General features: G+C 66.1%; 17 protein-coding genes. 6 read left to right on the plus strand and 11 right to left on the minus strand.

Translation table 11 applies throughout. The features are described from left to right. Positions 1–8: 8 nt before the first annotated feature. From AC1RSI_RS08130 to AC1RSI_RS08180, 11 genes are all read right to left on the minus strand, one after another. Positions 9–803 carry a sulfite exporter TauE/SafE family protein gene (locus AC1RSI_RS08130; protein WP_008263346.1) on the minus strand — a complete coding sequence of 265 codons (795 nt, stop codon included), beginning with the start codon at positions 801–803 and terminating at the stop codon, positions 9–11. Positions 804–807: 4 nt separating this feature from the next. Beyond that, a complete protein-coding gene (locus AC1RSI_RS08135) occupies positions 808–1,296 on the minus strand; it encodes a protein tyrosine phosphatase family protein (RefSeq protein ID WP_230307482.1) in 489 nt (162 codons plus the stop codon). Continuing rightward, positions 1,293–2,234, minus strand: coding sequence for an MBL fold metallo-hydrolase (locus AC1RSI_RS08140; protein WP_035305147.1), 942 nt, complete (start codon positions 2,232–2,234; stop codon positions 1,293–1,295). The genes AC1RSI_RS08135 and AC1RSI_RS08140 overlap by 4 nt, the downstream gene beginning before the upstream one ends. Before the next feature lie 192 nt (positions 2,235–2,426). Beyond that, complete coding sequence (locus AC1RSI_RS08145; RefSeq protein ID WP_008258834.1) at positions 2,427–3,077, minus strand: peroxiredoxin; 651 nt, start codon at positions 3,075–3,077, stop codon at positions 2,427–2,429. Between the two features lie 97 nt (positions 3,078–3,174). Then, complete coding sequence (locus AC1RSI_RS08150; RefSeq protein WP_008258730.1) at positions 3,175–3,480, minus strand: DsrE family protein; 306 nt, start codon at positions 3,478–3,480, stop codon at positions 3,175–3,177. A 200-nt stretch (positions 3,481–3,680) separates the two neighbouring features. Then, entirely contained in the window at positions 3,681–5,093 is a 1,413-nt protein-coding gene (locus tag AC1RSI_RS08155; RefSeq protein WP_081836051.1) for a glycoside hydrolase family 53 protein, read from the minus strand. Between the two features lie 34 nt (positions 5,094–5,127). Next, on the minus strand, positions 5,128–7,746 hold the full coding sequence (locus AC1RSI_RS08160; RefSeq protein ID WP_008264327.1) for a TonB-dependent receptor: 2,619 nt from the start codon (positions 7,744–7,746) through the stop codon (positions 5,128–5,130). 29 nt (positions 7,747–7,775) lie between these two features. Beyond that, positions 7,776–10,235 (minus strand): beta-galactosidase GalA, encoded by a 2,460-nt coding sequence (galA, locus tag AC1RSI_RS08165; protein ID WP_154725221.1) that lies wholly within the window; start codon positions 10,233–10,235, stop codon positions 7,776–7,778. A gap of 158 nt (positions 10,236–10,393) precedes the next feature. Next, positions 10,394–12,205 (minus strand): IlvD/Edd family dehydratase, encoded by a 1,812-nt coding sequence (locus AC1RSI_RS08170; RefSeq protein ID WP_008264367.1) that lies wholly within the window; start codon positions 12,203–12,205, stop codon positions 10,394–10,396. Further along, a complete protein-coding gene (locus AC1RSI_RS08175; protein WP_035305134.1) occupies positions 12,206–12,955 on the minus strand; it encodes an SDR family NAD(P)-dependent oxidoreductase in 750 nt (249 codons plus the stop codon). Between the two features lie 127 nt (positions 12,956–13,082). Next, positions 13,083–13,856 carry an IclR family transcriptional regulator gene (locus AC1RSI_RS08180; protein ID WP_008264181.1) on the minus strand — a complete coding sequence of 258 codons (774 nt, stop codon included), beginning with the start codon at positions 13,854–13,856 and terminating at the stop codon, positions 13,083–13,085. Positions 13,857–14,048: 192 nt separating this feature from the next. Between AC1RSI_RS08180 and AC1RSI_RS08185 the strand changes: the two genes are divergently transcribed. The 6 genes from AC1RSI_RS08185 to AC1RSI_RS08210 all read left to right on the plus strand — a co-directional run bounded on the left by AC1RSI_RS08185 (position 14,049) and on the right by AC1RSI_RS08210 (position 19,989). Further along, positions 14,049–15,623 carry a sodium/sugar symporter gene (locus AC1RSI_RS08185; RefSeq protein WP_040349981.1) on the plus strand — a complete coding sequence of 525 codons (1,575 nt, stop codon included), beginning with the start codon at positions 14,049–14,051 and terminating at the stop codon, positions 15,621–15,623. Between the two features lie 25 nt (positions 15,624–15,648). Next, complete coding sequence (locus AC1RSI_RS08190) at positions 15,649–16,524, plus strand: 2-dehydro-3-deoxygalactonokinase (protein WP_230307481.1); 876 nt, start codon at positions 15,649–15,651, stop codon at positions 16,522–16,524. Next, a complete protein-coding gene (locus tag AC1RSI_RS08195) occupies positions 16,521–17,153 on the plus strand; it encodes a 2-dehydro-3-deoxy-6-phosphogalactonate aldolase (RefSeq protein ID WP_008260372.1) in 633 nt (210 codons plus the stop codon). The genes AC1RSI_RS08190 and AC1RSI_RS08195 overlap by 4 nt, the downstream gene beginning before the upstream one ends. Continuing rightward, positions 17,150–18,007 carry an SMP-30/gluconolactonase/LRE family protein gene (locus tag AC1RSI_RS08200; protein WP_008263857.1) on the plus strand — a complete coding sequence of 286 codons (858 nt, stop codon included), beginning with the start codon at positions 17,150–17,152 and terminating at the stop codon, positions 18,005–18,007. The genes AC1RSI_RS08195 and AC1RSI_RS08200 overlap by 4 nt, the downstream gene beginning before the upstream one ends. A 205-nt stretch (positions 18,008–18,212) precedes the next feature. Continuing rightward, complete coding sequence (gene trhA, locus AC1RSI_RS08205) at positions 18,213–18,845, plus strand: PAQR family membrane homeostasis protein TrhA (RefSeq protein WP_052004630.1); 633 nt, start codon at positions 18,213–18,215, stop codon at positions 18,843–18,845. Between the two features lie 244 nt (positions 18,846–19,089). Then, positions 19,090–19,989: a manganese catalase family protein gene (locus tag AC1RSI_RS08210; RefSeq protein WP_008258843.1), complete on the plus strand. Its 900-nt coding sequence runs from the start codon at positions 19,090–19,092 to the stop codon at positions 19,987–19,989. Positions 19,990–20,009: the final 20 nt, after the last annotated feature.

The raw sequence follows: 20,009 nt of genomic DNA on the forward strand, positions 1-20,009 counted from the left end.
ATCCTATCCTATGAAACCAGGCCGAGCGCGTCGATGCTCCGGTACAGCATGTATACGGCGACGACGAAGATCAGGATTGCGAACACGGTGTTCAGGACGCCCTTTTGTCCTGACAGACTCTTGGCCAGGCGTGCGCCCAACAGCCCGCCCAGGACGCCGCCGCCGATGAAGATCGCCGCCAGGGGCCAGTCCACCCAGCCGTCCAGCGCATAGTTGAAGGCCGTGGTCAGGCCAAAGGCCGTCACGCCGACCAGCGAGGAGCCGACGGCGTAATAGATGGGCATACGGGTCGAGACCATCAGGCTGGGCACGATCAGAAACCCGCCGCCGATGCCGAAGAAGCCGGACATCACCCCGGTCAGGACGCCGGTTCCGATCAGCTTCGGCGCATTGCCCGGCGTCAGAACCACATCGGGGTCGCCGGCGGCCGAGCGGCCCCTCAGCATCAGCGCCCCGACTATCAGCATCAGGACGGCGAAAAGGGCCAGCAGCTTCTGGCCGTCCACCGCCTTGCCCAGGGTCGAGCCCAGGACGGCGCCGAGGACGCCAGCCAGGGCGAACAGGCCGGCGATCTTCCATTTCACAGTGCCGTGTCGGGCGTGGTTCAGCAGGTTGGCGAAGGCGTTGGCGGCCACGGCGAAGGCGCTGGTGCCGATGGCGAGGTGGGGATCCTTGACCCCGACCAGATAGACGATCAGCGGCACGGCCAGGATGGACCCGCCCCCGCCGACCAGACCCAGGCTGAAACCGACCAGCGAACCCGCGCCGGCGCCGAGGCCGTATTGAAGAGGGGAAAGATCCATGGGGTCAGCGCGCGCCTTCCAGGCGTGGACGAAGCGCCGACAGGTCGTAACCGACCGCCTGGGCGCGTTGGATCAGGCGGTCGGCTTCGTCGGCCGCGCGGGCGAGCGCCCACAGGGTGGTGGTGCGCGTACCGGTGCGGCAAAAGCCGAACACAGGCCGGGGCAGGGCGTCGAGGGTCCGGCGGAAGGCCGCCACATCGGCGTCGGATATGGCGCCGCCGACCACGGGCACATGGGCGAACGCCAGGCCGACGGCCTCGGCGGCCTGGCGGAATTCGGCTGCGCTGGGCTGATCGGGCTCTTCGCCGTCGGGCCGGTTCGAGATCACGGATCGAAAGCCCTGGGCCGCGACGGCGGCCAGGTCCTGCAAGGCGATCTGGGGGGAGGCCGAAAGGGCGTCGTCCAGCGGGCGGATATCCATCGCTCGGTCTTCCTGCTTGCGGATCGGGTTCAGGTCTTGCGGCTCGGGTCGGCCGGCGCGCTGAAGGTTCACAGCGCGTTCAGCGGGACCTTGAGGTAGCGAACCCCGTTGGCCTCGGGCTCCGGCGGGCGTCCGCCGTTCATGTTGACCTGAACCGACGGCAGGATCAGCCGGGGCATGGGCAGGGTGGCGTCGCGTTGGGTGCGCATGGCCACGAACGCGTCCTCGGAGACGCCGTCGCGAATGTGGATATTGCCGGTGCGCTGGGCGCCGATGGTGGTCTCCCAGGCGAATTCATCGCGGCCGGGCGGCGCCTTGTAGTCGTGGCACAGATAGACCCGCGCCTCATCCGGCAGGGCGGTCAGGCGATGGATCGAGCGATACAGGGTCCGGGCGTCGCCGCCGGGGAAGTCGCAGCGCGCCGTGCCATAGTCCGGCATGAACATGGTGTCGCCGGGAAAGACCGCATCGCCGATCACATAGGCCAGGCAGGCGGGCGTGTGGCCCGGCACATGCAGCGCCATGGCCTGCAGCCCGCCGATGCGGAACCGGTCGCCGTCATTGAACAACTGGTCGAATTGGCTGCCGTCGCGGCGGAATTCGGTTCCCTCGTTGAAGATCTTGCCGAATACGGCCTGGACAGTGAGAATTTCGTGGCCGATGGCGAGCCGGCCGCCCAGTTTTTCCTGCAGATAGGGTGCGGCCGACAGGTGGTCGGCGTGGGCGTGGGTCTCCAGCAGCCACTGCACCTGGAGATCTTCGGACTTCACGTAGTCAATCAGGGCGTCGGCGGAGGCGTTCGAGGTTCGGCCGGAAGCCGGTTCGTAGTCGAGCACGCTGTCGATGATGGCGCAGACCTTGGAGCCGGGGTCGCGCACCACATGGCTGACCGTAAAGGTCGCTTCGTCAAAAAAGGACTTCACAACAGGACGTTGCGTGGCGTCCGCCAGGGCGGCGCGCACGACTTCAGCGGCCTGTTCACGGATGGGGTCTTGGGGGTGCGAGGACATGGGGACGTCTCCGTTGGGCGTTCATATATAGATATATTCATACTTGGCGCAAGTATGTATTTCGGCATGGCGAAGCGGCCTGAAGGTCGGTAGATTCCGCCTCTTGGATTCGTCTTAGGCCGCCCATGTGAGCTCCTTTCGCGTCCGGGAAAGGGAGGGCCGGACCGCTGTCGCGGTCCGGCCGGCGTCCGATCAGGCGGCTTTCGGGGCGTCGGGGAGCTCGCGCGTCGAGAAGTACCAGTCGGTGTAGTCGTAGCCTTCGGAGGCGCGGGCCTCAGCCGCCGCGGCGGTCTTGGGCGGGGGCACGATGGCCGGCTGGCCCGGGCGCCAGTCTTCCGGGGTCGCCACGCCATTGGCGTCCGACGTCTGGATGGCGGTCAGCAGTCGGACGAACTCGTCGATGCTGCGGCCGTTGCTCATGGGGTAATAGACCATGGCGCGAAGCTTGCCTTCCGGATCGATCAGGAAGGTCGCGCGAACGGCTGAGGTGTCGGCCGCGCCCGGATGGATCATCCCATAGGCCTGGGCCACCTCCATCTTCAGGTCCTCGATGATGGGGAAGGGGATTTCGACGCCGAACTTCTCCTTGATGTTCCGGGTCCAGGCCAGGTGGGAGAAGATGCTGTCGATCGATAGTCCCAGAAGGTCGCAGTTCATCGCGGCGAACTCATCCGCGTGCTTCGCGAAGCCGATGAACTCGGTCGTGCAGACCGGGGTGAAGTCGGAGGGGTGGGAAAAGAGAATGAGCCATTTGCCGCGATAGTCGGCCAGGCAGCGATCCCCGTGGGTCGTGCGGGCGTGGAAGTCGGGGGCGGGTTCGTTGAGGCGGGGAAGTCCGGTCATGTGATGTCTCCTTCAGACATCCTGATCAACACTTATATACATAGTTACACAAACTAATAGTTTTTATCCGCCTGAAAGGTTCAGCCTATGACCCCCGTCAATTGACGATCAGCGCATAGCCCGCCTGTTGATGGTGAATCACCGTCATCAGGGCGGCGAGATCGACGGTCACGCCCGGCTCGAGTTCGGCTTCCGTGACGCCGTGGCCCGCCATGGCCTGGCCGCACAGGCGCACCTGAACGCCGGCGGCGAGAAGGGCGCGGATCAGGGCGCTGTTGAGATTGGCGTCGCCCTTGCCGCGCGCGGCCCAGGCGGCGTCGGACAGGACCGCAGTCGTGGCGGCGCCGTGCAGGACGACGACGATCTGACGATGGTCGGCGTCGACGCCGCCCGCCGCCAGCATATTCGTCAGCCGCGCGACGCGATCCGGCTGTTCGCCCGCCTCCTCGGGGCGATGTCGGTGGTCGTGACGACTAGGCCCAGTTCGGTCAACTATACGCCCTCAATGGCATCGACCTTCAGGGCGTTCATGATCGGGACCAGCGCCTCGCACCGGCTGATCACGGCGACCCGCGCCTGCCGTCGAAGGTGTCCGCCAAACCGTCAGCGCGTAGTCGAATAGACCCCGACGAAGTCGTCATTTCCAACGTGAACGGCTATCACTTGGCCGGATTCGAGCAGACCCCGTTCGAAGGGGCGGCGGTCGAAGACTTGGAATCGGATGTCGGTTTCGGGCCTGACTTTCGTCGTGTAACGGTAAAGACCTGGGTCGGAGCCGTCGGGTGCGAGCCGCACGGCGACGTCGTTGGCGCCTAGGAAATCGCCCCAGAGCCACAATGACCCGGCGGCGCCCTCGGGACGACGAATGGTCAGAGTGATGGTCGTCGGTTCTTGATAGGCGGCTTGGGCGAAGGTCGCCGCAGGGGTCGGTTCCCCGTCGCGTCGCCAGTCGAAGTAGGTCGCGTTCTCCCAGTTGGATCCCTGACCCCAGCGGGTCGAGCAGTCGGTAGAGACCCAAGCCGGTTCCCAATAGACGACACCCACGCCGCCAGCGAACTTCACCCGCTGGGTCAGATCGACCATGTACTGGCGCTGGCCCTCGTAGGTGGCGGGATAGCCGGGCAAGAGTGAGTCCTCGCCCAGCAGGTTCGGGGAATCGTCCGCCGAGTCCGTGGTGAACGGATAGGCGGTCTCGACCACAACCACCTCCGCCGGATAGCGATGGCGCAGACGATTGATCGTCTGCTCCAGTCCGTCCAGGCCCTGGGTCGACCATTTGCGATAATAGCTGACGCCGATCAGGTCGAAGTCGGTGACTCCGTGCTTCCAGGCGTCGGCGAACCAGGGTTCGACGTTCTCGGGCTGGGCGATGTGCAGCATGACCAAAGGCTGGATGCTGGACTGGGCGCCGGCGTCGCGTACGGCCTTGATCCCGGCGTTGAACAGGGCGGCGTTGCGTTCCCAGTTGATGCCGGGGCGGGCGGTCTTCCAGTCGAGCTCGCCCATCATTTCGGGGTTGGTTTCATTGCCGACCTGAACCTGGTCCGGCATCAGGCCTTCGGCGTCGAGCGTCCGAAGGGTCTGGAAAGTGTAGTCATAAAGAGCCTGGGCCAGGGCCGGCGTGTCGTCGCGCATCGACCGCCAGGCCTTGGGCACGATCTGCTTGTCCCCGTCGGCCCAGTCGTCCGAATAGTGGAAGTCGAGCAGAACCTCCATTCGGGCCGCGCGGGCGCGGCGGATGGTTTCGCGCACATCGTCCAGGTCGCTGTAGTTGGTCCATTCGGCGTCGTTCCAGATCCGGACCCGCACCAGATTGGTCCCCATTTCGGCGAACAGGCCATAGGGATCGCGAGCCTGACCGTCCTTGCGATAGATCGCGCCGCAGTCCTCCATCTCGTTCACATAGGACAGGTCGGCGCCGAAATAGAAGGGCGCCGGCTGGCCCGCCTGCTGGGCTTGCGCGGGCAAGGCCATCAGGGCGGCGAAGGCGGGAAGGAGGATGCGGCGGATCTTCATGGGCGATTCCGTAGGCTTGAGGTGCGACGCGGGGTCAGTAGCGGAAGGTGGCGTCGAGGCTGAACCGGCGACCGAAGCGGGTGTTGCTGGCCAGACGGTTCTCGTCGTTGTCGTAGTAGGTGTTGACCTCTTCATCGGTCAGGTTGCTGGCTTGGAAGCGTACGCCCAGGTTCGACGTCACCTGGTAGGAGGCGCTGAAGTCCAGGGTGGATTCGTTGTCCAGCGTGCGCAGCGCAGACCCGTCCCAGCCGCTGATGACGGTGAAGGGGCTGTGGTACTTGTAGCCCAGCCGGCTCTCGAACTTGCCGTCGGAGTACCAGAGGTCGACCGTCGCCGTCTCGCGGGCCAGGCCGGTCGACTCCAGCGGGTTGTTGGCCGGCGAGAACTCCTTCACGTCGGAATCGACATAGGCGAAGTTGGCGTAAACGCCGAAATTCTCGAGCGCCGGGATAAAGCGGAACGGCGTCTGGAAGGTCAGCTCGATGCCGCTGATGCCGCCGCCGTCGCCGTTGAACGGACCGGTGACATTGTAGGTCACGCCGTCGATGGTCACCGGCTGGGTGAAGTAGCCGATGTGGGTCTCGACGTCCTTGTAGTAGGCGGCGGCGGCGAACAGGGCTTCCGGCGCGAAATACCACTCGTAGGACAGGTCGACCTGGTTGGCGATGTAGGGGGTCAGGTTCGGGTTGCCGGCCGAGCCTGTGGGCGGAGGGCTGGTGTTGAACAGGGTGCGGCCGGCGCGCAGTTCATCCAGCGGCGGACGCGCCAGGGTCCGGGCCAGGCCAAACCGCAGCTGTTGGTCTTCGGCCAGGGCCAGGGTCAGGTTCAGGCTGGGCAGAAGTTCGAAATAGTCATTGTCGATCGAGATCGGCGTCAGGGCTCCGCTGTTGACGGATTCATAGCCGTTGCTGGTGGTCTCGGTCTGAACCGCACGCATGCCGACGTTGCCAGTGACGGGCAGGCCCGCGAAGTCGCCGGCGAAATCGACCTTCACATAGGCCTCGAACACCGTTTCATCGACGGACCATCCCGAGGCCTCGTCCACGGCGTCTGCGGGCTGGACGAAGCCGCCGTAGGCCGCCTGGGCCACAGCGTCGAAATCGCCGTTCAGGAAGCCCGGGGTGTCGAAGTCGGAGACGGTGAAGCTGCTGAGCAGCGACGAGGGAAGGGTGGCGACGATCGGCGCCTGGGTCCACAGCAGTCGCTCGTAGGCCTTCGACCGGTCAGAGGCGCGGACGCCGAAGGAGGTCTTGGTGACGCCCGTCTCGCCGCCGTAGTGGGCGACGTCGAACTGGGCCGACGTCAGTTCGTCCGTCAGCTTGCCGCCGTCCGCCTGGCCGGGGACATAGTCAAACAGCGGCTGGAAGCTGGGGTCTGACGTATCATAGCTGGCGAAGGCCGACGGCGTCCGGCCCGGCGTCATGTCGACGCCGGCGAGCGCCGGATAGTGTTCGGTGAAGATCGCGCGCCAGAGGTTCTCGCGCTCGGCCTTCGAATAGGCGACGTCGCCGGTCAGGGTCCAGGCGCCCGACATCCACTTGCCGTTCAGCCCCGTGGCCAGCAGCGTCTTGTCCTCGACGTATTTGGCGATGACGTTGGTGACCGAGGCGAATGGCAGCGTGGCGGCGACCACTGTGCCGTCGATGATGGTGTAGGAGGCGGCCGGATCGCCGTAGGCCCAGCCGGAGGCGCCGGCAAAGTTCGAGTAGGTGTTGTTCCTGCCGTACCAAATCTGGTTCTGGTCCTCGTCGATTTCGACCTTCGAATAGAGGGCGTCCATGTTCAGTTCGAACTGGTCGGACGGCTTCCATTGCAGGGCGCCGTTTACGCCGTTGCGGGTCTCGGTCAGGCGTTTGACCTGGGTCTGGGCGCCCCAGAAGGTCGCGTCCAGATCGCCGTCGCCGTCGATATCGCCGGGCGATCCGCCCGTATCTTCGTCGTTCCAGCCCCAGCCCTCGAAGGTCGAATAGCCGTTCTTCTGCTCCTGGTGGGTCACACCCAGGTTGACGCCGAGGGTATCGGTAAGCCGATGGGTAAGGCTGGCGCTGAAGCGCGAACCCAGCGGATCATAGTCAGGCAGGTCCTCGCCGCCCTCGTAATAGACCGCGCCGGCGGTGCCGACGAAGCTGGGGCCGCGATAGTCCAGCGGGCGGATGGTGCGGATGTTGATGGTGCCGGCGATGCCGCCGGAAATCAGGTCGGCCGACTGGGACTTGTAGACCTCGACGCCCGAGACGACCTCCGACGGATAGATTTCCCAGCGGACGTTGCGGTCCGGCTCCGACGAGGCGACCTCGCGGCCGTTGACGAGGCCCAGCACCAGGCGCGGGCCGAGGCCCCGGATCGAGGCCTGGCTTTGGTTGCCGCGGTCGCGCGTGCCGTTGACGCCGGGAAGACGCACCAGCTCTTCGGCGATGGTCACGTTCGGCAGTTGGCCGATGTCCTCGGAGGAGATGGCCTCGACCACCAGGTCAGAGCGGCGCTTGACGCCGATCGCGTCGCGCAGCGAGGCGCGGATGCCGGTGACGACAACCTCGTCGACCTGGGCGGCGTCGTCGGTGGCGGGGGCCTCCTGGGCCCAGACGGGGGCTGCGGCGAGAAGGGCGGCCAGCGATACGCTGGCGGCGGCGATGGTCTTGCGATTGGCGGTCATTAGAAACTCCCCCTGTGCTCGCCTGATTTTCAGGTCGATAGTTTGGTGTTGCGGGCGTCGAGACGAAGCACGGCGGGCCGCAGCCCGTCGGCCCGCGCGGTGACGGTGATGGGGCCGCCTTTGCGGCCCGTCTGGACGATGGCCTGGGCCAGTCCGTTGAACAGATGTCGGCGGTCGCTGCGATCCGGCTCGTGGCTGACAGGATCGCCGTTGCCGACGCCGATGACCCGGGCGTCGCCCGCAACCTCGAAGGCGACAAGGTCGTTGGCGCGCGGACAGGGTCGGCCACGGGCGTCCACGACGCTGGTGGCGATCATGGCCACGTCCTCGCCGTCGGCAGTCAATCGTTGACGATCAACGGACAGACGCAGAGCCGCCGGGGCGCCGGCGGTCTCGCGACGCTGGGTCGAGACTAGGTGACCATTCTTGTACCCGCGCGCCTCCAGCACGCCCGGCGCATAGGGGACGGACCAGGCTAGGTGACGATTGCGTTCGACGGTCTTCGCTCCGACCGAGCGGCCGTTCACGAGCAGTTCGACGCGATCCAGGTTGGAATGGACCCAGACCTCGATCTCCTCGCCTTCGCGCCCTTCCCAATTCCAGTGCGGGAACAGGTGCAGCAGCGGTTCGGGCCGCCACCAGGCGCGGTAGTACCAGTAATTGTCCTTCGGGAAGCCGCAGGAGTCCATGGCGCCGAAGTAGGAGCCGACGCTGGGCCAACGGCTGTAGGGCGTCGGTTCGCCGCGATAGTCGAAGCCGGTCCAGATGAAGCCGCCGGCGATATAGGGGCGCTCAGCCGCAATGGTCCACCATTCCTCGGCGGTCGAGGCCCACCAGGGGTGTTCGCGGTCATAGGCGGGGACGATGTGCCGGGCCGCGTCCAGCACATATTCGCCCCGGGTCGAGACCGTGCTGCCCGTCTCGCTGCCGAGGATGGGCTGATCTGGGAAGCGGGCGTGATAGCCCTCCATCTGGGGGGTGCGATAGTTGAAGCCCAGAACGTCGACGACGCGCGATACGCCGGTGTCGAAGTCCTGGTCCTTTGCGGCCGTGACGGGGCGGGACGGGTCCAGGCGGTTGACCAGCCGCTTCATGGTGCGGGCGATGGCGGCGCCGGTTTCGTTGCCCTGGATCGCCTGTTCTTCATTGCCGATCGACCAGGCGATGACCGAGGGTCGGTTGCGGTCGCGCCGCACCAGGGTGGCCAGCTCTGTCATGGACTCTTCGTCGGAGGACATACGCCGCGTCTCGGCGATGACCAGCATTCCCAGCCGGTCGCAGGCGTCCATCAGCTCCGGCATGGCCGGATTATGCGAGGCGCGATAGGCGTTGCAGCCCATGGCCTTCAGCTGTTCGATCCGCCAATCCTGGAGCCGATCCGGGATGGCGGCGCCGACGCCGGCGTGGTCCTGGTGACAGCAGGCGCCGAGCAGTTTCAGCGGTTGTCCATTGAGCAGGAAGCCGCGTTGGGCGTCGAAGACCGCGGACCGGACGCCGAAGGGCGTCTCGATCCGGTCGACCACGACGCCGTCGATCTCGATTTCGGTGGTCAGCCGATGGAGCTGGGGATCGGCGGGCGACCACAGGGGAGCAACGTCCCAGGCCAGGGCCAGGTCGGCGTTTTCGTTCCTCCAGGGCGCCAGCGACAGCATGACTTCCCGTCGCGCCTTCTCCAGGCCGTTCGGCGCCACGACGACGGTACGCACCGTCGCCGTGCGAGACGAGTCCGACTGGTTGCGCACGGCCGCCTCGACCGTCGCCCGTGCACCCGAACCCTGCGGCTCCGCCCGGATGAACACGCCGTCGGGGGGCACATGGACCGGGTTCGCCGCCGTCAGCCAGACATGTCGGTAAAGACCCGCGCCTTCATAGAACCAGCCCTCGCCCAAGCTGGCGTCCACACGGACGGTCAGCCAGTTGGGGCGGCCGGGTTGCGCCACGTCGGTGATGTCGATGCGGAAGGGCGAATAGCCGCCGGCATGCTCGTCGACGATGATCCCGTTGACGAAGACCACGACCTGGCGGAACGCGCCGTCGAACTCCAGTCCGATGCGGCGGCCGGCCCAGTCGGCCGGGATGTCCAGGGGGCGTCGGTACCACCCGACGCTGTTCTCGGGATGGTCGCGGCCCAGGGCGTGGAACCCATGCGCGGCGCGGGGATCGTCCTGATCGGGCGCCAGGATGCGAGGCGTGGAATCGTAGGGCAGGTCGATCGCCCAGTCGTGCGGAATCTGGACGTCGGTCCAGGCGGAATCGTCGAAGGCCGCCTTCGCCGCCTCGGCGATGGGGGAGGTCTCGGAGCCGCCCGTTTTGGCGTAGGTGCGCTGATCTCGACCGAAGCCGAAATCCTTGTCGATGTCCGCCGCGTGGCCGAGAGCGAACTTCCAATCGAACGCCAGCTTGATGCGTCGTCGGGTCTCGGGCGTCGCCGCCAAGGCCGGGGTTGAGGGAAGAATCGCCGCCACAGCCGCCGCCGTTGCGCCCTGCATCAGGGCGCGCCGATCCACGCGTGAAACTAGTAGATCTTCGCGATCCAACGCGACGCCTCCCTGAAACCCTCAGGCCTGTTGCCGGCCCTTGAGTTCAGGAAACCGGCTAGGCCGACTTCTGTCAATGAAATAATTTTTACAGGCGATGTTGATCGTGCTCAGTGGCTGTCGCGAGGCAGACCGAACCTGTCGACGATCCGGTGGTATTTGACCGCCGGTTCCAGCACGGCGCCGGTCTCCAACTGACCGACCACCGCGCGCTGCATTTCCTGCCACGGCGTCTGGGAGGCCGGGTATTTGTAGCCGCCCGCCGCCTCGAACGTCTTGCGGCGCTCGGCCAGTTCCTCGTCCGAGATCAGGATGTCGGCGCGGCCGGTGTTCATGTCGATCCGCACCCGGTCGCCGGTCTTCAGCAGGGCGATGTTCCCGCCCGCCGCCGCTTCCGGCGAGGCGTTCAGGATCGACGGCGAACCGGAGGTGCCCGACTGGCGTCCGTCGCCGATACAGGCCAAGGCGCTGACGCCCTTCTTGATCAGGTAGGACGGCGGCCGCATGTTCACGACCTCGGCCGCGCCCGGATAGCCGATGGGGCCGGCGCCGCGCATGAACAGCAGGGTTTGTTCGGTGATGCCCAGGCTCTCGTCGTCGATCCGGTGATGATAGTCCTCGGGTCCGTCGAACACGACGGCAGGGCCCTCGAAGGCGTTCAGGTCATCGGGGTTGGACAGATAGCGTTCGCGGAACTCGGGTGAGATCACGCTCAGCTTCATGATGGCCGAGTTGAACAGATTGCCGGTGAAGACGACGAAGCCGGCGTCGGTCTTCATCGGGGCGTCGAAGGTCTTGATCACATCGGGCAGGACGATCTCGGCGTCGCGGCAATTGTCGCCGATCGACTTGCCGGTGACGGTCAGGGCGTTCTCGCGGATCAGCCCCTGTTTCATCAGCTCTGACACCACCGCCGGCACGCCGCCGGCGTGGAAATAGTCCTCGCCCAGATAGGCGCCGGCGGGCTGCAGATTGACCAGCAGCGGAACGTGCAGCCCCTCAGTCTGCCAGTCCTTCAGCGGCACGTCGACATGGGCGTGGCGGGCCAGGGCGGTGAGGTGGATCGGGGCGTTGGTCGAGCCGCCGATGGCCGAGTTGACGACGATGGCGTTGTGGAAGGCCTCTTTCGTCAGGATGTCTGACGGCTTCAGATCTTCGCGCACCATCTCGACGATCCGTAGCCCGGTCTCATAGGCGACCTGGGCGCGCTCGCGGTAGGGGGCGGGAATGGCGGCCGAGCCGGGCAGCGACATGCCCAGGGCCTCGGCCAGCGAGTTCATCGTCGTCGCCGTGCCCATGGTGTTGCAGTAACCGACCGACGGAGCCGAGGACGCCACCAACTCGATGAAGCCGTCATAGTCGATCTCGCCGGCCGCCATCATCTGGCGCGCCTTCCAGATGATCGTGCCCGACCCGGTACGCTCGCCCCGGTGCCAGCCGTTCAGCATGGGTCCGACCGACAGGGCGATGGCGGGGATGTCGACGGTCGCCGCCGCCATCAGGCAGGCGGGCGTGGTCTTGTCGCAGCCGATGGTCAGGACGACCCCGTCCAGCGGATAGCCGTACAGGCTCTCGACCAGCCCCAGATAGGCCAGGTTGCGGTCCAGGCCGGCGGTCGGGCGCTTGCCGGTTTCCTGGATCGGGTGAACTGGGAACTCCATGGCGATGCCGCCCGCCTCACGGATGCCTTCACGCACGCGCTCGGCCAGCACCAGGTGGTGGCGGTTGCACGGCGACAGGTCCGAACCGGTCTGGGCGATGCCGATGATCGGCTTGTCGGACTGCAGCTCTTTGCGCGTCAGGCCGTAGTTCAGATAGCGCTCAAGATAGAGGGCCGTCATGTCCGGATTTTCCGGATTGTCGAACCAGGCGCGGCTGCGGAGCGTCTTGGAGGGGGGAGGGGTCTTTGAGGTATCGGTCATTCAGGTCCAGCCGCCGTCGACGACATAGTGTTGGTTGGTGATTGCCCCCGCCTCGTCCGAACACATGAAGACGACCACCTTGGCGATGTCGTCCGGCACGAGTCGGCGCTTGAGGCACTGGTTGGCGTAGATTTCCTTTTCGGTCTCTGGCGTGACCCACAGCTCCAACTGGCGCTCGGTCATGATCCATCCAGGCGCGACAGCGTTCACCCGCACGCCGAAGGGGCCGAAGTCGCGGGCCAGCGAACGGGTCAGCCCAATCACGGCGGACTTGCACGCCGTATAGGCCGGCATGCCGCCCTGACCGATGATCCATGACGTGGATCCCAGATTGACGATGGCGCCCTTGCCCGTCGCCTGCATGTCCGGCAGCACGGCCTGGGCGGCGAAGAACAGGTGCTTCAGGTTCATGGCCATGCGGCCGTCCCAGTATTCCTCGGTCACGTCCAGGGTCGCATGACGTTCGTCATGGGCGGCGTTGTTGACCAGAACGTCGATCAGCCCGAACGCTGCGCGCACTTCCGCGACCGCAGCCTTCAAGGCCGGAATGTCGGTCAGGTCGCAGGGAATGAACAATGTGTCCGCCCCCAACTCGGCCCGAAGCCTGGGTCCGCGTTGTGTGTCGATATCCAGGAAGCCGACCCGGGCGCCCTGGGCGTGGAAGCTGCGGACTATGGCTTCGCCTATCCCCCCCGCGCCTCCGGTGACGATGACGGTCTTGTCCTTCAGATCAGGATAGATGGCGGCCATGATAGAGCGCGCCTCCTCGACGCCCGCCGTTTATCCGGCGACTTGTGAGATTTTACAAATGAAACCTGTGCCGTCCACGAAAATGGCAATAGCCACTGGCCCTGTCAACGGTGGACTGTCCTGGCTCTCAGGCTTGGGAGACGGCGCTCATCTGCCCGGAGATCGCTGTGGCCGTCCGCACCAGCAGGGTCGCTGCCTCCGCCTTGCTGCACACCATGGGCGTCTGTTCGATGAAGGGCGTGATCAGGGTGGCGATGACGCCGTCCGAGCCCATGATCGGGGCGACCAGATCGGTCACGCCGACGACGAAATCGCTGGCCCGCTCGACATGCGCCCCCTGGGTCATGGCGTCGGCGCGTTCGGCGAACTCGGCCACCACCGCCGCTCCGAACAGGGCGACGAGACGGTCGTGCAGATGTTTGCGCGCTCGCTCGTTGGCGCGCGAATAGAACATCAGCCCCGAGGTGGCGTCCAGAATGCTGCGGCGATAGCCGATCCGGACCGAATAACCCAGATCTCCGGGGCTCTCGATCCGGGCGATGACCACGATCTGGTCACCGGAGGGTACGACGAGATGGCAGGATTGTCGCGTAGTGGACGCCAGGTCACGCATGGCCGGCATGGCGACGTCGACCAGAGATTTGATCGGGGCCTGGGTCATGCCCAGGGTGAAGAGGCGGTTGGTCAGCCGATAGCCGTCCGGCGACTGTTCGATATAGCCGCGGAACTCCAGCACCTGGATCATCCGGAACAATTCGCTGACCGAACGCCCCAACGTCACCGACATCTGCGATGGCGTCATGGGTTCGCCCTGGGCCGACAACAGCTCAAGGACGTCGAGCCCCTTCTCGAGCGCCGGGGCGCGGTATTTGCGATCGTCGGTGGAAGCTTGGCCAGTCATGAGAATCCTGTCGGAAGATGGATAGGCTACCGGGGCTCCCTGATCGGGTGAAGCCTCGAAGGACACCGACCCTAACATTGTCGCCCGTGAAATGTTTACGCATATATAAAAAGCCGTTGCAGCCCGCCCGCGCCTCCCTTAGGCTTTTGCGGAAGCCCGAACCAAAGGGCACGATAGTTGGGGGAAATGCACATGACGCTCGCGGGCATCGATCTGGCCATTCTGGCGATCTACGCCGTCTTCATCTTCGGCCTGGCCCAGTGGGTCTCGCGGACCAAGGCCGGCGAGCAGAAGACCTCCACCGATTATTTCATGGCGTCCAAGAGCCTGCCCTGGTGGGCCATTGGCGCCTCGCTGATCGCGGCCAATATCTCGGCCGAACAGATCATCGGCATGAGCGGCTCGGGCTATGTGATCGGCCTGGGCATCGCCTCCTATGAATGGATGGCGGCCCTGACCCTGCTGATCGTCGGCAAGTTCTTCCTGCCGATCTTCCTGCGCAACGACATCGTCACCATGCCGCAGTTCCTGCAGCAGCGGTACGGGCCGACGATCCGCAATGTCATGGCCGTCTTCTGGCTGCTGCTCTACGTCTTCGTCAACGTGACCTCGATCCTGTGGCTGGGCGCCATCGCCGTCCACACCGTGACCGGGTTCAACCAGGATTACGCCATCGTCGCCATCGGCGTCTTCGCCCTGGCCTATCAGTTGTGGGGCGGCCTCAAGGCCGTGGCCCTGACCGACATCGTGCAAGTCGCCCTGCTGGTCTGCGGCGGTCTGATCATCGGCTTCATCGCCCTGTCGACCATCGGCGGCGAGGGCGGCGCGGCGGCCGGCTTCCACACCCTGCTGACCCAGTTCCCCGAGAAGTTCGACATGATCCTGTCGAAGGACAATCCGCACTATCAGGAGCTGCCGGGCATCGCCGTTCTGCTGGGCGGCCTGTGGGTCATGAACATCAGCTACTGGGGCTTCAACCAGTACATCATCCAGCGCGCCCTGGCCGCCAAGTCGCTGCCGGAAGCCCAGAAAGGCATCGCCTTCGCCGCCTATCTGAAGCTGCTGATGCCGGTGATCGTGGTCCTGCCCGGCATGGCCGCCCTGATCCTGGCCCCGAACCTGTCGGCGCCGGACCAGGCCTATCCGTCGATGATGAACCTGCTGCCGGTCGGCCTGAAGGGTCTGGTCTTCGCCGCCCTGATCGCCGCCATCATCGCCTCGCTGGCGTCCAAGGTGAACTCGATCTCGACCATCTTCACCTTGGACCTCTACGCCAAGATCAAGAAGGACGTGCCCGAGCACCAGTTGGTCACGGTCGGCCGCATTTCCGCCGTCGCCGCCGTGGTCATCGGCATCCTGACCGCCCGTCCCCTGTTGGGCGGGTTTGATCAGGCCTTCCAGTTCATCCAGGAGTTCACGGGCTTCTTCACGCCGGGCATCGTCGTCATCTTCATGCTGGGCCTGTTCTGGAAGCGCGCGTCTGAAGCTGGCGCCCTGACCGCCGCCATCGGCTCGGTGGTGCTGTCGGCCATCTTCTGGTGGCTGCAGGAGACCGGCCAGTTCATCTTCCCCTTCATGAACCGGGTCGGCGTCGTCTTCGTCGTCTCCCTGGTCGCGGCCGTGGTCGTGTCGCTGCTGATCCCGGCCAAGCCAGACGCCATGAAGATCAAGCTGGACCAGATCAGCTACAAGACCTCGCTGGGCTTCAATCTGGCCGCGGTCGGCGTCGTGGCCTTCCTGATCCTGGTCTATTCGATCTGGTGGTGATCGCTCATTGTATGAACGCATCGAGATGACCGGACTGATCGGCGTCGACTGGGGCACCAGCAATCTGCGCGTCATGCGACTGGGGGCGGACGGGGCGGTGCTGGATCGGCGCATCGACCCCCGCGGCGTCGGCCGCCTGGCCTCCGGCGCCTTCCTCGGGGTGCTTGAAGAGGTGGCGGGCGACTGGCTGGACCTGGCGCCGGTGCTGATCGCGGGCATGGCCGGATCGCGCCAAGGCTGGATCGAGACGCCCTATGCCTTCTGCCCGGCCGATGTGGCGACCCTGGCTGCGCGACTGGCCCGACCGGATGCGGCGCGCGACATCTATATCGTTCCCGGCGTCGCCCTGACGCCCCAGGGACTGGGCGACGTCATGCGCGGCGAGGAGACGCAGGCGCTGGGGCTGTTCGGCCCAGACGAAACAGGCCTGATGATCGCCCCCGGCACCCACAGCAAATGGGTGCGGGTCGAGAACGGCGCCATCGCGGGCTTTCGCACCTATCTGACCGGCGAACTGTTCGCCGCCGTGCGCCACGCCACACTGATCGGTCGCGACATGGGAGCGCCGGGCGGTGACGACGCCGCCTTCGACGATGGGGTGCGGCTGGCGCTGTCCGACCCGGCCGTCACCGCCCACCTGTTCACTGTTCGCGTCCGGCAGTTGGCCGGCTCCTTGCGCCCAGAGGGGGCGGCGGACTTCTTGTCCGGCCTGTTGATCGGCGCCGAACTGGCGGCCGAGACGACCCATCGCGACAAGCCGGTGCAGGTGGTGAGCGAGGCGGGCCTGGGCCAACGCTATGCACGCGCCCTGGCTCTGGCCGGCTTTAAAGACATCCGCAGCACCTCCGGCGAAGTGGCTGTGGCGCACGGACTCCACCGCATCTGGAAGGCGATCCCATGACCCAGGCCGTCGAAAAGGCCCTGAAGACGCTGCCCCTCGTGGCCATCCTGCGCGGCCTGACGCCCGAGGAGGCGGTCGAGATCGGCGAGGTCCTGGTCGCGGCCGGCTTCACCTGCCTGGAGGTGCCGTTGAACTCTCCCCGCGCGTTGGAGAGCATCCGGAGGCTGCGTGACGCGATGGATGGCCGGGCGGTGGTGGGAGCGGGCACGGTCCTGACGCCCTCGGCCGCGCAGGACGTCGCGGATGCGGGCGGGCAACTGGTGATCTCGCCCAACGTTGACCCGCGCGTAATCGAACGCGCCCGTGCGCTGGGCCTGTTCACCATGCCCGGCTTTTTCACTCCCACGGAAGCCTTTACTGCGCTGGAGGCGGGGGCCGACGTGCTGAAGCTGTTTCCCGCCGAACTGGCCGGGCCGGGCGCCGTCAAGGCGATCAAGGCGGTCCTGCCCAAGGGGCAGCCGGTCTATGCGGTCGGCGGCGTCGATCCGGACAACATGGGCGCCTGGCGCGCGGCGGGCGCCGACGGCTTCGGCATCGGCTCGGCCCTCTACAGACCCGGCCGAACGGCGGACGAGGTGGGTGCGGCTGCGTGCGCCTTCGTCGCGGCCTGGTTCGGAAGCGGACAATGAGCGCCGCAGCCGAACTTGTCTGGGACCTGGGGGCCGAGCTGGCGGAAGGCCCCGCCTGGGACGCCGTGCGCGGGGCCCTTTGGTTTGTCGATATCAAGGGCCGGGGCTTGCACCGCTATACGCCGGCGACCGGCGACACGGCGTCCTGGGACACGCCCGACCAGATCGGTTTCGCCCTGCCGGCCGAGGACGGATCTTTGGTTTGCGGGGTGCGCGGCGGCCTGCACCGGTTTGAACCGGATACGGGTGTCTTCACTCTGATCCAACCGGTCGAGCAAGACCGGCCGCAGAACCGGCTGAACGACGGCTTCGTCGCCCCTGACGGGTCGCTGTGGTTCGGCTCGATGGACGACAGCGAGGTGGTCAAGACCGGCGCCCTGTATCGCTGGGCCGACGGCGAGCTGACACGGCACGACGATGGCTATGGCGTCACCAACGGGCCGTGCCTCAGCCCGGATGGCCGCACCCTGTATCACCACGACACCCTGGCCAGGACCATCCTGGCCTTCGACCATGACGACGGGGCGCTGTCGAACCGGCGGGTCTTCGCCGTGACCGACGACGGCTATGCCGACGGTCCCAGCATGGATTCCGCCGGCGTGTTGCACGTCGGTCTGTTCAACGGCTGGGGGGTGGCGCAGTTTTCGCCTGAGGGCGAACGGATCGGCAAGATCGACATGCCGGTCCAGACCGTCACCAAGGCGGCCTTCGGCGGCGAGGATCTGCGCGACCTCTATATGACCACGGCCTGGCTGGGGAACGCCGACAAGCGCGGCGAACAACCGACTCTGGGCGGCCTTTACCGGTTGCGGGTCAAGACGCCCGGCCTGCCGCAGAACCTGATCCGGCTGTGATCGCCCTTGAGGCCGATGATGTCGGCGGCAATTGGCGTGACAGGCTGAGGCGCCTGGCGGATGGCCTGTGCCGGTGACGGTTTAAGCGGCAGATTCCTCGAACTGGCCGCTTGAAATCGCCGCAGCGCTTGGCGCGCCTCCTGGAGGCGGTGTAGCCGTTGGCGGCCCAGCATCGGATACGCCCGTGACCGACCCATCCACGCTTATGAAACACTATGACGACCCCCAGGCGCGGCTGGCCGATCTGGTGGTGCACCTGACGGGTCTGGCGCTCGCTCTCGTCGGGGGCGGGATGCTGCTGGGTCTGGCGATCGGGTTCGGCCATGTGGGCCGCCTGGCGGCTTCGGCCATCTACGCAGGCGGATTGTTGACGATGCTCGCGCTTTCGACGGCCTATAATTTCGCGCCCGCGCGGTTTCAGCCCGTGCTGCGGCGCTTCGACCATGCGGGGATATTCCTCATGATCGCGGGCTCCTACACGCCGTTCACCACCCAACATCTGACGGGGGCCTGGGCGTGGGGGATGACGGCGGCGGTGTGGGCCACGGCGCTGTTCGGCGCCCTGGCCAAGTTGCTGCTGCCGGGCCTGGGGCGCGGTTTCTGGATCGCGATCTACCTGGCCCTGGGTTGGCTCATGGTGATCGCGGTGCAGCCGTTGATGGAGAGCCTCGGGATCGCGCCGCTGATCCTGCTGGCGGTCGGCGGTCTGCTGTATTCGATCGGGGTCGGCTTCTATGCGCGCAAGGCGCTCCGGTTCCGACGGGCCATCTGGCACGGCCACGTTGTGGCCGCCGCCGCCGTTCACTGGGTGGCGGTGCTGCTGGCCGTGATCGCCTGAGCGCAGCCCGGCCGTCGCGCGGGCTTGCATCAGCCCTGAGTTCGGACTTGAACTGGGGCGGGAAGCGTCCGAATCCGTCGTCATGATCTCGGCGACCTCGGCTTGGCCAAGGGCGGTCTGGCGATGTTCCGCCGGGACGTGGGCGCCGCACCGAACGCCCGGCTCGAACGTCTGCTGTGTGACTTTCGGAACAGCGATGACGGCTTCCGGTTACGGGTCCATCACCCCCAGGAGGACCCTCTCAATGTTCATTCATAACAAGCGACTAATGTACACGGTGCGCGTCGCCGAGCCGAACCCCGGCCTGGCGACGCTCATGCTCGAGCAATTCGGCGGTCCGCAGGGCGAGCTGGCGGCGGCGATGCGCTATTTCACGCAGGCGCTGGCTGAAGAGGACGCCGGCCGCAAGGACATGCTGCTCGACATCGCCACCGAGGAGCTCAGCCACCTGGAGGTGATCGGTTCGATCGTGGCCATGCTGAACCGCGGCGCCAAGGGGAAGATGGCCGAGGCGGCGCTGGAGGAGGCGGATCTGTACATGTCCCTGAACGATCGGGGCGAGAGCCACACGACCTCCATCCTGTACGGCGGCGCGCCGGCGCTGGTGAACTCGGCGGGCGTGCCGTGGACGGCGGCCTATATCGACTCGATCGGCGATCCGGCTTGCGATCTGCGGTCGAACATCGCCGCCGAGTCCCGCGCCAAGATCGTCTATGAGCGCCTGATCAACGTCACCGACGATCCGGGCGTCAAGGATGCGCTGATGTTCCTGATGACCCGCGAGGTCGCGCACCAGAAGTCATTCGAAAAGGCGCTCTACGCCATCGATCCCAACTTCCCCGCCGGCAAGATCGGCGGCGTGCCCGAGTTCAGCGACAAATACTATGACCTGTCGCAGGGCGAGGGGAATACACGCGGTCCCTGGAACGAGGGCGAGCAGTGGGAGTATGTCGAGGATCAGGAGAACCAGATGGCTGTCGACGGCGGCGACGGTTCGGCCTCGGTCGTCCTCGAGTCCGCCGACGAGTCGTCCGTGAACGCCTTCGCGCTGCGAACCGCGTCGGATCCGGACGCGAACCCCGTCACCGGCGCCGACTTGGGCGCTGGGCCAGGCGCCGGCAAGACCACCGTCCTCCTCGACTGATCCCCTCGAACCGCCGGGCG

The organism is Brevundimonas sp. GW821-FHT10E09 (assembly GCF_058809375.1).